Source organism: Ruegeria sp. AL1, assembly GCF_056540905.1.
This window is the reverse complement of the sequence record NZ_JBQFXP010000006.1, coordinates 224,959-239,104: the sequence shown is the minus strand read 5'-3', so window position 1 is coordinate 239,104 and position 14,146 is coordinate 224,959. Positions and strand designations below refer to the sequence as shown.

The following is a 14,146-nucleotide window of genomic DNA, read 5'->3' as shown; positions in this document are numbered from 1 at the left end:
TCGGGGCCTTGTAGCAATTTGTGTTTCGGGGTCCGCTCATCGTTCTGGACAGATCGGGTTGGATCGGCATGATGCAATTCATGCCCTTACAGATCTTTGAAATTTCGGATGCCTCCCACCATGTTCCGCTCTGGTTGACGTCTGGGGATCGATGCCGGTCCACTTCCGAACAAGCTGTGTGCGCATGCTGAGTTTCCGGTCACAGAGGGTCATCGCGATTGGCGAAGCGATGATTGAATTGGCTGATATCGGTGATGGGACCTATCGCCGAGGGTTTGCCGGTGACACGTTCAATACGGTCTGGCACATGGCGCAGATACCCGAGCATGCGGGTCAGGTTGGCTTTGTGACCAAGGTTGGAACGGACACTGTATCGAATGCGTTCGTGGCACAGGTGCGCGAGGATGGGCTGGACGCCGGGTGCATCGGACACGAGACTGCGCGCACCATGGGGCTTTACATGATCGAGCTGAACGGGGTGGAGCGCAGCTTTCAGTATTGGCGCGACTCATCGGCAGCGCGTCATGTGGCGGATGACCCGGACTGGCTGACCCGCGTGATCAATGGAGCTGGGCTTGTGCATCTGTCCGGCATTACTTTGGCTATACTTTCGCCCGCCGCGCGGCACACCTTGTTGACGGTCCTGGCCGCAGCGCGCTCCCAGGGGGTTGTGGTGTCCTTTGACCCGAACGTCCGGCCTCGCCTCTGGTCGTCCAGTGATGAGACTCGCGAGGTTTTGGCGATGTTCAATACAATTACCGACATAGCGCTACCCAGTTTTGACGATGAAAACGCGCTTTGGGGGGATGCGACGCCTGTCGATACGCTGGACCGCCTGCGGCAGGCAGGGGTTGCCGAAATCGTCGTCAAGAACGGAAAAGATGCGGTCGCGGCCTGGACTGATGGAAATGTAACCCGGGTCGAAACCCCATCGGTCGAGGGCATTCGCGATACTTCCGGTGCCGGAGACGCCTTTAACGCAGGCTATCTGTCAGCCCGTTTGCAGGGCCATGGGCAGGGCACGGCCGTACAGTGGGGTCAAACCGTCTCGGGCGAAGTGATCCGACATTTTGGCGCACGGATCCCTAAAGATCACATGCCCCAACTGGGTTAGTGACTCAGATCTGGCCGAAAACCTCTCTCGCTGAAACGACGTGAGTGATAACTGGAATTGTGCCGCATTGCGGTACACTATACCGCATATTTACATCTTTCCCCATAGACGATAAACCGACGATGCAGCCTGCAAGGAGAGTGCATTGCATCGAATCCACCAGCTGATCGAAGACAAGGACCCGGCGGGGCTGGCCATTATCGATCATGATGGCGCGATTTTTTCTTATGGAGATCTCAGGGAAGCGGTGGAGGTTGCGGCAACTATGCTTCAATCCTGCGGCGTGCGGCCGGGGGATCGAGTTGTTGTACTGGCAGAGAATTGCGGGACTTATGCGGCCGTCATATTGGCGCTAAGCAAGCTCAGTGCCTGGATCGTTCCCCTCAATGCGCGCGCGACTGAACGTGAGGTTGATACTGTTCTTGCTCATTCCGGCGCGCGATGCGTGGTCTGCACAGTGGGCGTTTCAGAGGCAGCAAGGGCGCATGCGGAACGGCTTGGGGCTGGGACCAGAGGCCAGATATTGCGTGGACCACTGGCTATTTCCGCGCCGAGGGAAACGCAGGTGGAACCGATTGAGAACGGAGCCGGACAAGTTGCCACGATCCTTTATACGTCGGGAACAAGCGGCGCGCCTAAAGGTGTGATGCTGACCCATGACAATCTGCTGTTTGCGTCGCGGTCCTCGATGCGCCGTCGGCAGGCAACTGCTGCGGATCAATCTCTGGCTGTCTTGCCCGGCACTCATATATTTGGATTTACATCGATTATCCTGACCATGTTCCTGGCGGGAGGCAGTCTACGGTTCCAACCCCGGTTCGACCCGGCGCTCGTGATCGAGGGATTGCAAAGCGGTGCCACGATGCTGTCGGGCGTGCCGCAGATGTTCGCGTTGCTACTCAGGCACTGCAAGGATAACGGTATCGATAGGGTCGAAACCGGGTTGCGTTATTTGTCATCCGGGGGCTCGCCGCTTGATCCCAGTTGGAAACGCCGGGTCGAGCGGATTTTCGGCCAGCCCATCCACAACGGCTATGGCCTGACCGAAGGATCACCGGGTATTGCCACCACGCAGATCGAGACTCCGCCGCAGGACGATTGCGTTGGTCCAGCATTGCCGGGGGTTGAGGTTCGGCTGGACAATCCCGGTGCTGACGGAGTCGGCGAGTTGCTGGCGCGCGGGCGCAACATCATGTTGGGTTATTACCGCAATCCTGAGGAAACGGCCAAAGCTTTCACCGCTGATGGGTTCTTGCGTACCGGCGATCTGGCGCGGATCGAACCGGACGGACGTATATACATCGTTGGTCGTTGCAAAGAGGTCATCATTCATTCGGGCTTCAACGTTTACCCGCCCGAGATCGAAGCGGCGCTGAACGCGCATCCATCGGTTATACAAGCCGCAGTGGCAGGTCGTTCGCGGGACGGGAACGAGGATGTCCTGGCTTTTGTAACCTTGCGCGCAGCGGTCACCGCGTCCGAGTTAAAGGCATATCTCCGGGAAGATTTGGTTCGATACAAAATCCCGCATCACATCGTAATCGCAGACACGTTGCCCGAGGCGGCGACGGGGAAGATACTGAAACACAAGCTGGTCGAGACCTTTGCGTCCGAACTGGCACAACTGGATGAAGAGGCCCAACATGCTTGACGCTTATATCTACGACGGGCTGCGCAGCCCATTTGGTCGCCACGGTGGCGCGCTCGCCTCGGTCCGGCCCGATGATCTGGCGGCGCAGGTCCTTGAGGCGCTGGTAAAGCGAAGTGCGTTCGATGCTGCCGAAATTGAAGACGTGATTTTGGGGAATGTGTGTCAGTCCGGCGAGGACAGCCGCAACGTCGCCCGCTATTGCACGCTGTTGGCCGGGTTGCCGATCGAGGTTGGCGGTCTCACCGTCAACCGCCTCTGTGGATCCGGCATGTCGGCGGCGCTGGACGCCGCGCGCTCGGTCACTGTGGGCGAGGCGGACCTGTATGTTGCAGGCGGTGTCGAAAGCATGACCCGAGCGCCTTTTGTCATCGCCAAGTCGGAAACGGCCTTTGCCCGCCAGTCGCAGATTTTTGACAGCGCCATTGGGGCGCGGTTCTCGAACCCCAAAATGACCGAAAGCCACGGCGAATTTCCGATGCCAAAAACCGCTGACAATCTGGCCGAAGACTACCAGATTACCCGCGAGGCGTCGGATCAGTTCGCCCATGCCTCGCAGGTGCGGTTCGAAGCGGCCCGGGCACGCGGTTTCTTTGAAGCCGAAATCACCCCGGTCACCGTGACGGGCCGTAAGGGGGCAACGCACGAGGTGGTACAAGACGAACATCCCCGCCCGGATGTGCAGTTGGAGAAAATGGCAGCGCTGCGGACGATTTTCCGGGGTGGCGTGACGACGGCGGCGAATGCGTCGGGCGTGAATGATGGCGCGGCGATGTTGATGATCGGCGCCAGAAGCGACCGTGCGGCCCCGCGCGCCCGTATCGTGGCGGGTGCCATTGCTGGTGTGCCGCCCCGGATTATGGGTATCGGCCCAGCTTTTGCAGTGCCCAAGGCGTTGGAACGCGCGGGACTGACACTGGACGATATGGACCTGATTGAGGTCAATGAAGCCTTTGCGGCGCAAGTTTTGGCTTGTTGCAAACATCTTGATCTGGACCCTGCCGACAGTCGCCTGAACCCCAATGGCGGTGCGATTGCGGTCGGACATCCACTGGGAGCGTCCGGCGCACGGATCATCCTGTCCGCGATGCGGCATCTTGAAGAGACCGGCGGGCGGTATGCGTGCCTGTCCATGTGTATCGGAGTAGGGCAGGGGATTGCTCTGGTCCTTGAGCGTGTCGAATAGGGCGTCCGGGGTCCCGCATGTCCGACGCTGACAGAGACCGCCGGTTCGCCACTACACTCGCCAAGGGGTTGCGCATAATGCAGGCCTTCAAGCCGGATGACGCGTCGCTGGGCAACCGGGAACTGGCCCGGCGGACGGGTATGCCGCCCTCAACGGTGACGCGAATGACGTTCACGCTGGCTGCGATGGGATTTCTGGAACAGCTTCACCCTTCGGAAACCTATCGGCTTGGCCCGTCGGTTATGGCCTTGGGGTATACTGCGCGCGCCGGTTTGTCGTTCCTGCCGATGGCCGAGAATGTGATGCAACAACTGGCCGACGACACTGGTGTTTTGGTCGCTCTGACGATGCGTCATGGTGATGCGGCGATGCTGACGCGCTGTTGGCGACCGCGCGATGCATCTTCGCTTTGGCTTAGTGAAGGGCACCGTATACCGATGGAACAAAGCGCGGCCGGCCGGGTCATGCTGGCGGCAGATGCAACACACAAGGGCATGACCGACCAGCTTTGCGCGGACCGGGCTCAGTTGGAAAGCCGGGGTTATGTAACCTCATTCGGGGGCTGGAATAGCGGCGTCAATGCCTGCGCAGTGCCGTTTTGCAGCACCCCGGGCGCGCAACCTCTGGCGTTTTTATGCGGGGCCAATGCGACAGATCTGGACGCTGACCGGCTGGAGCAGAGCGTAGCCCCCAAACTGCGCGACACGGTACAAACACTCAGGCTGAGCCTCGGGCTCGCATGACAGAAAACAGGAGATAACCATGGCTGCAGTCGACATTCGCAAGGACGGTGAAATTGCCCTCGTCAAGATCGACAACCCGCCGGTGAACGCGGCCGGTTACGACGTACGTGCCGGGCTGGTGCAAGCTGTGCAACAACTGGCTACGGATGATGCTATAAAGGTCATCGCACTCTATGCCGCAGGCCGGACCTTTGTTGCAGGGGCTGATATCCGAGAGTTCGGCCAGCCGCCAAAACCACCACTTCTGCCCGAAGTCTGTGAAATACTCGAAGCAAGCGCCAAGCCGATTGTCTGTGTTCTTCACGGCACCACGCTGGGGGGCGGTCTGGAGATTGCGCTAAGTTGTCAGGCACGTGTAGGGATCAAGGGTCTCAAACTCGGCTTGCCAGAGGTCAATCTTGGTCTGTTACCCGGGGCGGGGGGTACCCAGCGTCTGCCGCGTCTGGTTGATGGGCAAACCGCGCTGACAATGATCACGTCCGGCAAGCCGATCTCGGCGGAAGCCGCCCTAAAGGCCGGGTTGCTGGATAATCTGCAAGAAGGTGACCCCGAAAGCGTCGCAACGAACAGCGCGCGTCAGGTGCTGGACGGCACGCTGCAAACCCGTGTGACAGCGGAACAGGTCAACCGCATTACAGTTGAACAACTGGATACGTTCCGTGCGCAAGCCAGGGGTGAAGTCACCTTGCGCGCCTTGAAAGCGGCGGAAGCCAGCAGTTTGCCCCTCAAGGATGGGCTACAGGCTGAACGCGCGCTGTTTGTCGAAGCTTTGGGAAGCGACGCGCATAAAGGTCTGAAACACGCCTTCTTTGCCGAACGCGCCGTGGCGCATATCCCTGAAGCCGACGCCGAAGCACGCGATGTCAAATCCGGCGGCGTCGTCGGCGGCGGTACGATGGGTTCCGGTATCGCGACAGCGATGCTGTTGGCGGGGCTTCCCGTGTGCCTGATCGAAATGGAAGAAGATCGTGTCGCTTTCGCGCGTACAACCATCGGTAAGAATCTTGAGGGGGCAGTCAAACGCGGGAAGTTGACCGAGGCCCAACGCGATGCGGCGCTTTCCGCTCTGACTTGTACCACAGATATGAATGCGTTGGCGGACGCGGATGTGGTGATCGAGGCCGTATTCGAATCCATGGACGTCAAGCGAGAGGTGTTCGGCAAGCTGGACAGGATTTGCAAGTCGGACGCTATCCTGGCAACCAACACCTCATATCTGGATGTGAACGAAATCGCAGCCACGACCGGGCGGCCTCAGAATGTGATCGGGCTACATTTCTTTTCACCGGCGCATGTGATGCGTCTGCTTGAAGTGGTGGTGGGCCGCGAAACCGCGCCCGAAATTGTTGCGACCAGTTTCAAACTGGCAAAGGCGCTGCGCAAGATCGCCGTGCGGTCCGAAGTGTGCGACGGGTTTATCGGCAACCGCGTTCTGGCGCATTACCGCAAATCCACAGCCTATATGCAGCTTGATGGCGCGCCATTTGACCAGATCGACAGGGCTTTGGAAGATTTCGGGTTTGCCATGGGGCCCTTCGCGGTCTCAGATCTGGCAGGGCAGGATATCGGTTGGGCCACGCGCAAACGGCAAGCCGAGTTCCGCCCGACCGAAGAGCGGTATGTCGAGATCGCGGATCGTATCTGTGAGCAGGGTTGGTTCGGGCGCAAGACCGGCAAAGGATTTTATATCTATGACGGCCAGACCCGCAGCGTGAACCCCGCCGTGGGTGAATTTGCCGAGGCAGAGCGGGCCGCCAAGGGCATCACGGCCAGAACGTTTACGGATCAAGAAATTGTGGATCGCTACATGACTGCAATGGTGTCCGAGGCCGCGCGGGTGGTCGAAGACAAGATCGCTTTGCGTCCCATCGACGTGGATGCGGTTTTTCTGTTTGGCTATGGTTTTCCGCGCCATTGGGGTGGTCCGTTGCAATATGCCGATATCACCGGCTTGGACGTTTTGGTCTCGCGCATCGAGCAATATGCTCGTGAAGACTCCCATTACTGGCAGGTGCCCGCGCTTCTGCGCGACCTGGCGGGTTCCGGGCGGAGCTTTGATGATCTGAACAAGGCGTCCTGAACATGGATATGCGTTTCACCCCAAAGGAAGACGCGTTTCGCACCGAGGTCCAAGCGTTTCTTGACCAGAACCTGTCCGAAGATCTGATCCGCAAAGGCCGGAACGCCGAGCCGCTGACCAAAGAGGATATGGAGGGCTGGCATGCGAAATTGAACGCGCGCGGGTGGCTAGCCGCGACCTGGCCCGTTGAATACGGCGGGACGGGTTGGACCGCGGTTGAGCGGCATATCTTCGAAGAAGAGTGCGCTCTTGCCAACGCGCCCCGAACGGTTCCGTTTGGATTGAATATGCTGGGTCCGGTGCTGATCAAATTTGGCACCGAACAGCAGAAGGCCGAGATTTTGCCGCGCATATTGGATGGTTCGGACTGGTGGTGTCAGGGCTATTCCGAACCGGGCGCGGGGTCTGATCTGGCCAGTCTGAAAACCCGGGCCATTCGCGACGGGGACGCATATGTGATCAACGGCCAGAAAACCTGGACCACGCTCGGACAATACGCAAACAGGATTTTCTGCCTTGTGCGCACCTCGACCGAGGGCAAGCCGCAGGAAGGCATAAGTTTTGTGCTTGTGGATATCAGCACCCCGGGGATCGAAACGCGCCCGATCAAACTGCTGGATGGCGGGCACGAAGTGAACGAAGTGTTCTTTACAGACGTGCGCGTGCCCATTTCCAATCTGGTGGGTGTGGAAAACAAAGGCTGGACCATCGCCAAATATCTGCTGACCCACGAGCGGACGAACATTGCCGGGGTCGGGTTTTCGACTCGCGATCTGGAAAAGCTCAAGAATTTGTCCAACCGGATCGTCAGAGCGGGAAAGCCACTGGCACAAGACCCACTTTTTGCAGCCGAGATGGCCGAGGTCGAAATTGATCTAGAGGCGCTGCGGGTCATGAACCTGCGCATGTTGTCAGCCGCGAAAGAAGGTGCTGCGTCGGGCCCTCAAAGCTCGATGCTCAAGATCAAGGGAACGGTGATCCGACAGAGAATCCTGGCGCTGACCCGTATCGCACTTGGGTCGGCCGCCTGTCCGTTTCCAGCCAGCGCGCTACCCGAAAACGCGATGTCGGTGCCGGAAGAAGCCGCAGGGGCCGCCGCCACCTATTTCAACAACAGAAAGCTCTCGATCTTCGGGGGATCGAACGAAATTCAGCGCAACATCATTGCCAAAGACCTGTTTGGAGGCTGACCGATGGATTTTACCCTGACCGAAGACCGCCAGATGTTGTCGGACAGCCTGCGGCGATATCTGACACAGCAATATGATTTCGATACGCGCGCAACTGTCGTCGAAACAGCTCCGTATCATTCACCTGCCAAATGGGCGGAACTGTCCGCGTTAGGTGTGGTTGGGGCATTTGTTTCTGAAGAGTGTGGCGGCTTTGGCGGTGAGGGGTTTGACATCACCACTGTGTTCGAAGAATTGGGGCGCGGGCTTTGCCCTGAGCCCATGTTGGCCGCTTTGATGAGTGTTCGCGCCTGTGCCAACTGCGGGTCCCTCGATCTCGTTCAGCAGATGATTGCCGGCGAAAAGCGCCTGTGTCTGGCGGTGTTCGAACCGGACGCGGATTCACTGCCCTTGATACGCGCCAGCGCGGACCGTTCGGGCGATGGCTGGGTCCTTAATGGGCGCAAAACAGTGGTGTATGGTCTGCCGGGTGCTGATGGCGCTCTGGTTGCCGCGCGTATGGGGGCAAGTGTTGGCCTGTTTCTGGTCGAAGCGTCTGAGACAATCGACTATGCGATGATCGATGGCGGCGGCGCAGGAGAACTGATCCTCGATACGACCCCAGCCATCTGCCTGCACGAAACGGCCGGTGACATGATCGAGGCCACGTTGGATGCCGGGCGTCTGGCCCTGTGCGCCGAGGCGGTCGGAGTCATGGGGGTACTGTTCGACATGACGGTGGACTATCTCAAACAGCGCAATCAGTTTGGACGCCCGATTGCACGTTTCCAGGCTTTGCAACATCGCGCCGTCGATATGGCGATTGAAATCGAGCAATGCCGGTCGATCACCATTCTGGCGGCGAGCAAGCTGGACAGTGCCGAGGCCGGAAAATTCATCGCAATGGCCAAACAACTGATCGGGCGCGCTGGGGCGATGATCTCGGAAGAATGCATTCAGTTGCATGGTGGGATTGGCATGACATGGGAATATCCCGGATCGCACTATGCCAAGCGGCTCGCGATGATTGATCATCAACTTGGCGACCGCTACGCGCAGTTGAACCGCGTAATGGCGGGTTGAGACCCCGAGATCAAAGACAGGCGGATTGCCAATAAGTCAACGCCCCTGTTGCCGCGACGGCATGGTTGCGCCAACCTATTGAACCCTCATTTTATGGCCATCACTGCACACCGCCGGTTCATGGTGCCAGGAAGGGGAAAGTCGCTTGGTCTTTGATTATGTAATTGTCGGGGGCGGGTCGGCGGGCTGCGTGCTGGCGAGCCGGTTGACCGAAGATCCTGAAGTTACTGTCTGCCTGCTTGAGGCGGGCGGGGCTGGAAACAGCCTGCTGGTCCGCATGATGCTGGGCGGTGCCATTATGATCCAAAACAAGCCTGTTCAGATCAACAACTGGTGCATGGAGTCGGTTCCGCAGCCCGGTCTGAACGGGCGAACAACTTACCAACCACGCGGCAAAGCGCTTGGCGGCTCGAGCGCAATCAATGCGGCGCTGTATGTGCGCGGGCAGAGGCAGGATTATGACGACTGGGCCAATCTTGGCAATGACGGCTGGGATTGGGACAGTATGCTTCCCTACTTTAAGAGAGCAGAAAACAATCAACGGGGCGCCGACGCTGAACACGGTGCGGATGGTCCCTTGCAGGTGTCGAACCAGCAGGCTCCGCGCGACATCTCTTATGCCTTTGTCGAGTCCGCCGCTCGGCTGCAGCATCGTCGGGTGGACGACTTCAATCGGGGAGATCAGGAAGGGGTCGGCCTCTATCAGGTGACTCAATTCCACAACGCGGACAAGAATGGCGAACGTTGCTCGGCAGCTGCGGGTTATCTGTTTCCGATCATGAATCGTCCGAACCTGACGGTCGTTACTCAAGCCTCGGTCCAGCGAGTGATACTGGATGGCAAACGTGCAACCGGAGTCTTGTACCGCCACAAAGGAAAGGATGTTGAGGTCACGTCCCGCCGCGAGGTTCTGGTCTGCGCCGGAGCCCTGAAATCACCTCAGATTCTACAACTTTCCGGCATCGGAAATGGGGATGACCTGGCAGGTCTTGGCATCAATGTTGCGAATGATTTACCGGGCGTGGGTCAGAACCTTCAGGATCATCTTGATTTTTCTTTATCCTTCCGAAGTACGTATAAGGACAATCTGGGCATCAGTCCAAAAGGCGGGCTGAACCTTCTGCGCCATGTCCTGCAATGGAAAAAGGACGGCAAGTCCATGGCTGCGTCACCGGTGGCCGAAGGCGGTGCCTTCCTGAAAACCTCACCCGATCTGGATCGCCCGGATATTCAGCTGCATTTCATGATGACCATCGTGGATGATCACCTGCGCAAACTGTATTGGGGGCATGGTTACAGTTGCCATATGTGCAAGCTGCGCCCTGAAAGCCGTGGCCGCGTGTTTTTGCAAAGCACTGATCCTTTCGCGATGCCCGGGATTGATCCGGCATTCCTGAGCGACCCGCGTGACCTTGAAACCATGATCAAAGGAGTACGGATCGCCCGTGAAATCATGAAATCGCCCCCACTGGCCGAATACGAGCTTTCCGAGATGCACGGAACAGACACAGCCAGCACGGGCGCTGATTGGGAACGTCATATTCGCGCCCGCGCAGATACGATCTATCACCCGGTCGGGACGTGCAAGATGGGTGTAGACGAAATGGCCGTGGTTGACCCTTCGTTGCGGGTGCGTGGAGTTGATGGGTTGCGGGTTGTCGATGCGTCGATCATGCCAAACCTGATTTCGGGCAATACCAACGCGCCGACCATTGCCATCGCAGAAAAAGCAGCCGATCTGATCCGCAAAACTGCCTGATATCCGGAACCAGGCATCCCGCCAATCGATCTGCTAAACTAGGTCCTGCGATGAGAATGCCAGCCGATCAGGCTCAGGCAGGCAAACAACAGTGCCGCAACACAGACGATAGACGGGCCTGCCGGGGTGTCGAAGATATATGCGGCCCGCAAACCCGCCACGGCGGAAAAGGCACCAATGGCCGCAGCGACCACGGCCATGGCTTCGGGTGAGCGCGCCAGACTGCGCGCGGCGGCGGCAGGGATGATCAGCATCGCCGCAATCAGCAGAACCCCCACCACCTTGATGGCCACAGCGACCGTGACCGCGAGGCACACGGTCAGTATCAATTGCTCGCGTTTGGGATCAAAGCCGCTCGCATAGGCCAGTTCCTCGTTCAGGGTTGCCGTCAACAGGCGTGACCATCGCCATGCAATCAGCGCAATGACAAGCGCCGCGCCGCCCCATATCACCAACAGATCGGTGCGGGATACGGCAAGAATGTCACCAAACAGATATGCCATCAGATCGATGCGCACCCCGGACAGGAACGAGACAGCGACAAGCCCGAAAGCAAGCGCCGAATGCGCCAGAACACCCAGCAGCGTGTCCATCGCATAGCCGCGCCCGGACAGCAGCGTAACAGTCAGTGCCATGGCCAGCGCGACAGCCAGCGCTCCGGCAAAGATCGACATCTGAAAGGTCAGCGATAGCGCGACGCCAAGGATCGCGGCATGGGCGGTGGCGTCTCCGAAATACGCCATGCGCCGCCAGACCACGAAACAGCCCAACGGTGCAGCAGCGCAGGCGACGCCAATGCCCGCCAGCGCGGCGCGCGTCATAAAATCATCAAGCATTACTCTGCCGCTTCCTGAGAGTGCTCACATTGGTCGTGATTATGGTCATGATCATGGCGGTACAAGGCCAGAGCCCCGCCTGTTCCGGTCCCGAACATGGCGCGATACTCCGGTGCCGAGGCCACCACGGCCGGAGAGCCTTCGCAACACACATGGCCATTCAGGCAGATCACCCGGTCAGATGCGCTCATGACCACATGCAATTCGTGACTGATCATCAGAATTGCGCAGCCGGTGTCACGGCGCACGTCCTCAATCTGGCGGTAAAACGCCGCCGATCCCGGCTGGTCAAGCCCTTGGGTCGCCTCGTCCAGCAGCAGGACGTCCGGTTGGTTGATCAGGGCCCGAGCCAGCAGAACGCGCTGAAACTGACCGCCGGACAGCTGCGACATCTGCCGGTTTAGCAGGTCCGGCACGCCAGCGGCTTCAAGCGCCTTAGCGCAGGTCGCACGCGACACTGGATCGGTCAGACGCATGAACCGCTCGACCGAAATTGGCAGTGTCGGATCAATATGCAGCTTTTGCGGCACATATCCGATTTTCAATCCCGGTTTCCGATGCACTTTCCCGGCGGATGGTTTGGCAGCTCCGATAATGGCGCGTAAAAGGCTTGTCTTGCCGGACCCGTTGGGGCCAACAATCGTCACGATCTCTCCGGGATCGATCACCATGTCGACATGGCGCAGCACAGTATTGGCCCCATAACGCACGCTTAGGTTTTTGACGGTAATGGCACTCATTTTCCGGCTTTCTCTGAGCAATCGGGGCAAAGCCCTTCGGCTTCGACAACGGTCCGTTCGATCTCGAAACCTGCTGCGCGTGCAGCAGCGCCCAGCATGCCTTTGGAAGGGCCTGCCTGCGCTTCGGCGACGCCATCGCATTTTCTGCAAATCATAAACGCCGGGGAATGTGCCGCGCCGGGGTGCGAACAGGCAACGAACGCATTCAGACGTTCGATCTTATGGACAAACCCGTTCTGAACCAAGAAATCCAGCGCCCGGTATGCCACCGGAGGTTGCGAGCCGAACCCATCCTCGCGCAACCGGTCGAGAAGTGCATATGCACCCAGCGCGCGATGTTCCTGCAGCAGGATCTCCAGAACTTTTCGCCGAACAGGTGTCAGGCGCAGGCTTTGCTCTTTGCACCGGGCCTCGGCCGTAGCCAATGCCATCGCGACGCACGAGGCATGGTCGTGCTTCTGAAAGCCGACCGGTGTGGTTTCGCCAACCGGGTTCGGGCGCGTCTCACTTGTCATGTTATTCCATATCATATAATCAGTCGGCAATGTTATAAAATCACACAGAGGGTTCGATGTCCAGAAAGCTTCTTTCATTGTCTTTTACGGCAACACTATTAGGTGGAACAGCCATCGCTGATGTCCCGAATGTTGCGGTAGACATCGCGCCGGTGCACTCGCTGGTGGCGCGGGTCATGGATGGGGTTGGATCCCCCGACCTGATTGTTCAGGCTGGCGCCTCGCCGCATGAATACAATCTGCGCCCGTCAGAGGCTGCGGCACTGCAGAATGCTGATCTGGTCTTTTGGATCGGAGAAGATCTGACGCCCTGGATGGAAGGGGCAATTGAAACGCTGAGCGATGGTGCGACCATCACGACCCTGTTGGAGACTGACGAAACCGTTTTGCTCGATTTTCGGGAAGGCGCGTTGTTTGAAGAGTATGATTACGGTGATGAAGACGATCATGATGATCATGACGGTGAACACGCGCATGACGAAGATCAGGATGACCATGCGAAAGGCGATGACCACGATCATGCCGAAGTTGAAGAACATGACGCGCACGATCACGATGACAAACACGATCACAACGACCACGCCGATCATGACGACCATGCCGATCATGACGACCACGAAGATCATGCAGATCATGATGGGCATGCGCATGGGGAACATGACCCTCACGCCTGGCTGTCCCCGGCAAATGCTGAAATCTGGCTGAACCTGATCGCGGCACAACTTTCAGCTGCTGACCCCGACAATGCGGGAACATATTTTGCAAATGCCGCAGCTGCGCGGGAAGAAATGACGGCGTTGTCAGCAGAGGTGTCCAAAACGCTTGAACCAGTTCGTGGCGGCAGTTTTGTCGTGTTCCACGACGCCTATCAGTATTTCGAAGACGCGTTCGATCTTCCGGCGTCGGGGGCGATTTCTTTGAGCGATGCCTCCGACCCAAGCCCGGCGCGTATCACCGAAATTCAGGCACGTATCCGCGAAGAAGGCATTGATTGCGTGCTAACTGAGCCGCAATTCAATCCCGGAATCGTGGCAACCGTGCTAGAGGGAACCGAGGCCAAAACTGGTGTGATGGACCCGCTTGGGTCTGATCTGGAGTCGGGTCTGACGCTTTATCCGCAAGTCATTCGCAACCTGGCAAAAACGCTGGCCGAATGTTTGTGATCCAAAGAGATTGAGCAGCGGTTGTATGGAACCCGGCGTGCTTTAGCGGCGCGTCGGGCAATCCACGCTTCAGTGACGGTTGGTCATGATTTCGCGGCAGTTGACCTGTG

The 14,146-nt window shown here is 58.5% G+C and carries 12 protein-coding genes; 9 read left to right on the top strand and 3 right to left on the bottom strand.

Features of this window, described 5'->3' with window-relative positions:
• The first annotated feature begins 151 nt into the window (after window positions 1-151).
• The 8 genes from ACRZ9X_RS11860 (at window position 152) to ACRZ9X_RS11825 (ending at window position 10,782) form a co-directional block, all read left to right on the top strand.
• Window positions 152-1,114 carry a sugar kinase gene (locus tag ACRZ9X_RS11860; protein ID WP_480519028.1) on the top strand — a complete coding sequence of 321 codons (963 nt, stop codon included), beginning with the start codon at window positions 152-154 and terminating at the stop codon, window positions 1,112-1,114.
• 145 nt (window positions 1,115-1,259) lie between these two features.
• The gene (locus tag ACRZ9X_RS11855) at window positions 1,260-2,765 is read left to right on the top strand and encodes a class I adenylate-forming enzyme family protein (RefSeq protein ID WP_480519026.1); all 1,506 of its coding nucleotides are present in this window, start codon (window positions 1,260-1,262) and stop codon (window positions 2,763-2,765) included.
• The gene (locus ACRZ9X_RS11850; protein ID WP_480519024.1) at window positions 2,758-3,948 is read left to right on the top strand and encodes an acetyl-CoA C-acyltransferase; all 1,191 of its coding nucleotides are present in this window, start codon (window positions 2,758-2,760) and stop codon (window positions 3,946-3,948) included. Before ACRZ9X_RS11855 ends, ACRZ9X_RS11850 begins: the two co-directional genes overlap by 8 nt.
• Window positions 3,949-3,965: 17 nt before the next feature.
• Window positions 3,966-4,691 carry an IclR family transcriptional regulator gene (locus tag ACRZ9X_RS11845; protein ID WP_480519022.1) on the top strand — a complete coding sequence of 242 codons (726 nt, stop codon included), beginning with the start codon at window positions 3,966-3,968 and terminating at the stop codon, window positions 4,689-4,691.
• A gap of 19 nt (window positions 4,692-4,710) precedes the next feature.
• Window positions 4,711-6,771 (top strand): 3-hydroxyacyl-CoA dehydrogenase NAD-binding domain-containing protein, encoded by a 2,061-nt coding sequence (locus tag ACRZ9X_RS11840; protein ID WP_480519020.1) that lies wholly within the window; start codon window positions 4,711-4,713, stop codon window positions 6,769-6,771.
• 2 nt (window positions 6,772-6,773) lie between these two features.
• Complete coding sequence (locus ACRZ9X_RS11835; protein ID WP_480519018.1) at window positions 6,774-7,961, top strand: acyl-CoA dehydrogenase family protein; 1,188 nt, start codon at window positions 6,774-6,776, stop codon at window positions 7,959-7,961.
• Between the two features lie 3 nt (window positions 7,962-7,964).
• Entirely contained in the window at window positions 7,965-9,023 is a 1,059-nt protein-coding gene (locus ACRZ9X_RS11830) for an acyl-CoA dehydrogenase family protein (protein ID WP_480519016.1), read from the top strand.
• A 145-nt stretch (window positions 9,024-9,168) separates the two neighbouring features.
• Complete coding sequence (locus tag ACRZ9X_RS11825) at window positions 9,169-10,782, top strand: GMC family oxidoreductase (protein WP_480519014.1); 1,614 nt, start codon at window positions 9,169-9,171, stop codon at window positions 10,780-10,782.
• A gap of 38 nt (window positions 10,783-10,820) precedes the next feature.
• Here the strand turns inward: ACRZ9X_RS11825 and ACRZ9X_RS11820 are convergent, their stop codons facing one another.
• The 3 genes from ACRZ9X_RS11820 to ACRZ9X_RS11810 are packed head-to-tail and all read right to left on the bottom strand — an operon-like array spanning window position 10,821 to window position 12,873.
• Complete coding sequence (locus ACRZ9X_RS11820; RefSeq protein WP_480519013.1) at window positions 10,821-11,618, bottom strand: iron chelate uptake ABC transporter family permease subunit; 798 nt, start codon at window positions 11,616-11,618, stop codon at window positions 10,821-10,823.
• The gene (locus ACRZ9X_RS11815; RefSeq protein WP_480519011.1) at window positions 11,618-12,358 is read right to left on the bottom strand and encodes an ATP-binding cassette domain-containing protein; all 741 of its coding nucleotides are present in this window, start codon (window positions 12,356-12,358) and stop codon (window positions 11,618-11,620) included. Before ACRZ9X_RS11815 ends, ACRZ9X_RS11820 begins: the two co-directional genes overlap by 1 nt.
• Window positions 12,355-12,873: a transcriptional repressor gene (locus ACRZ9X_RS11810; protein ID WP_480519009.1), complete on the bottom strand. Its 519-nt coding sequence runs from the start codon at window positions 12,871-12,873 to the stop codon at window positions 12,355-12,357. The genes ACRZ9X_RS11815 and ACRZ9X_RS11810 overlap by 4 nt, the downstream gene beginning before the upstream one ends.
• A 56-nt stretch (window positions 12,874-12,929) precedes the next feature.
• Between ACRZ9X_RS11810 and ACRZ9X_RS11805 the strand changes: the two genes are divergently transcribed.
• Window positions 12,930-14,036 carry a zinc ABC transporter substrate-binding protein gene (locus ACRZ9X_RS11805; protein ID WP_480519007.1) on the top strand — a complete coding sequence of 369 codons (1,107 nt, stop codon included), beginning with the start codon at window positions 12,930-12,932 and terminating at the stop codon, window positions 14,034-14,036.
• Window positions 14,037-14,146 lie beyond the last annotated feature (110 nt).

Bases quoted from the DNA above. Each gene is read 5' to 3' on its own strand.
- ACRZ9X_RS11860 (WP_480519028.1), top strand. From the start codon at position 152: ATGCCGGTCCACTTCCGAACAAGCTGTGTGCGCATGCTGAGTTTCCGG.
- ACRZ9X_RS11850 (WP_480519024.1), top strand. From the start codon at position 2,758: ATGCTTGACGCTTATATCTACGACGGGCTGCGCAGCCCATTTGGTCGC.
- ACRZ9X_RS11845 (WP_480519022.1), top strand. From the start codon at position 3,966: ATGTCCGACGCTGACAGAGACCGCCGGTTCGCCACTACACTCGCCAAG.
- ACRZ9X_RS11840 (WP_480519020.1), top strand. From the start codon at position 4,711: ATGGCTGCAGTCGACATTCGCAAGGACGGTGAAATTGCCCTCGTCAAG.
- ACRZ9X_RS11835 (WP_480519018.1), top strand. From the start codon at position 6,774: ATGGATATGCGTTTCACCCCAAAGGAAGACGCGTTTCGCACCGAGGTC.
- ACRZ9X_RS11830 (WP_480519016.1), top strand. From the start codon at position 7,965: ATGGATTTTACCCTGACCGAAGACCGCCAGATGTTGTCGGACAGCCTG.
- ACRZ9X_RS11820 (WP_480519013.1), bottom strand. From the start codon at position 11,618: ATGCTTGATGATTTTATGACGCGCGCCGCGCTGGCGGGCATTGGCGTC.
- ACRZ9X_RS11815 (WP_480519011.1), bottom strand. From the start codon at position 12,358: ATGAGTGCCATTACCGTCAAAAACCTAAGCGTGCGTTATGGGGCCAAT.
- ACRZ9X_RS11810 (WP_480519009.1), bottom strand. From the start codon at position 12,873: ATGACAAGTGAGACGCGCCCGAACCCGGTTGGCGAAACCACACCGGTC.
- ACRZ9X_RS11805 (WP_480519007.1), top strand. From the start codon at position 12,930: ATGTCCAGAAAGCTTCTTTCATTGTCTTTTACGGCAACACTATTAGGT.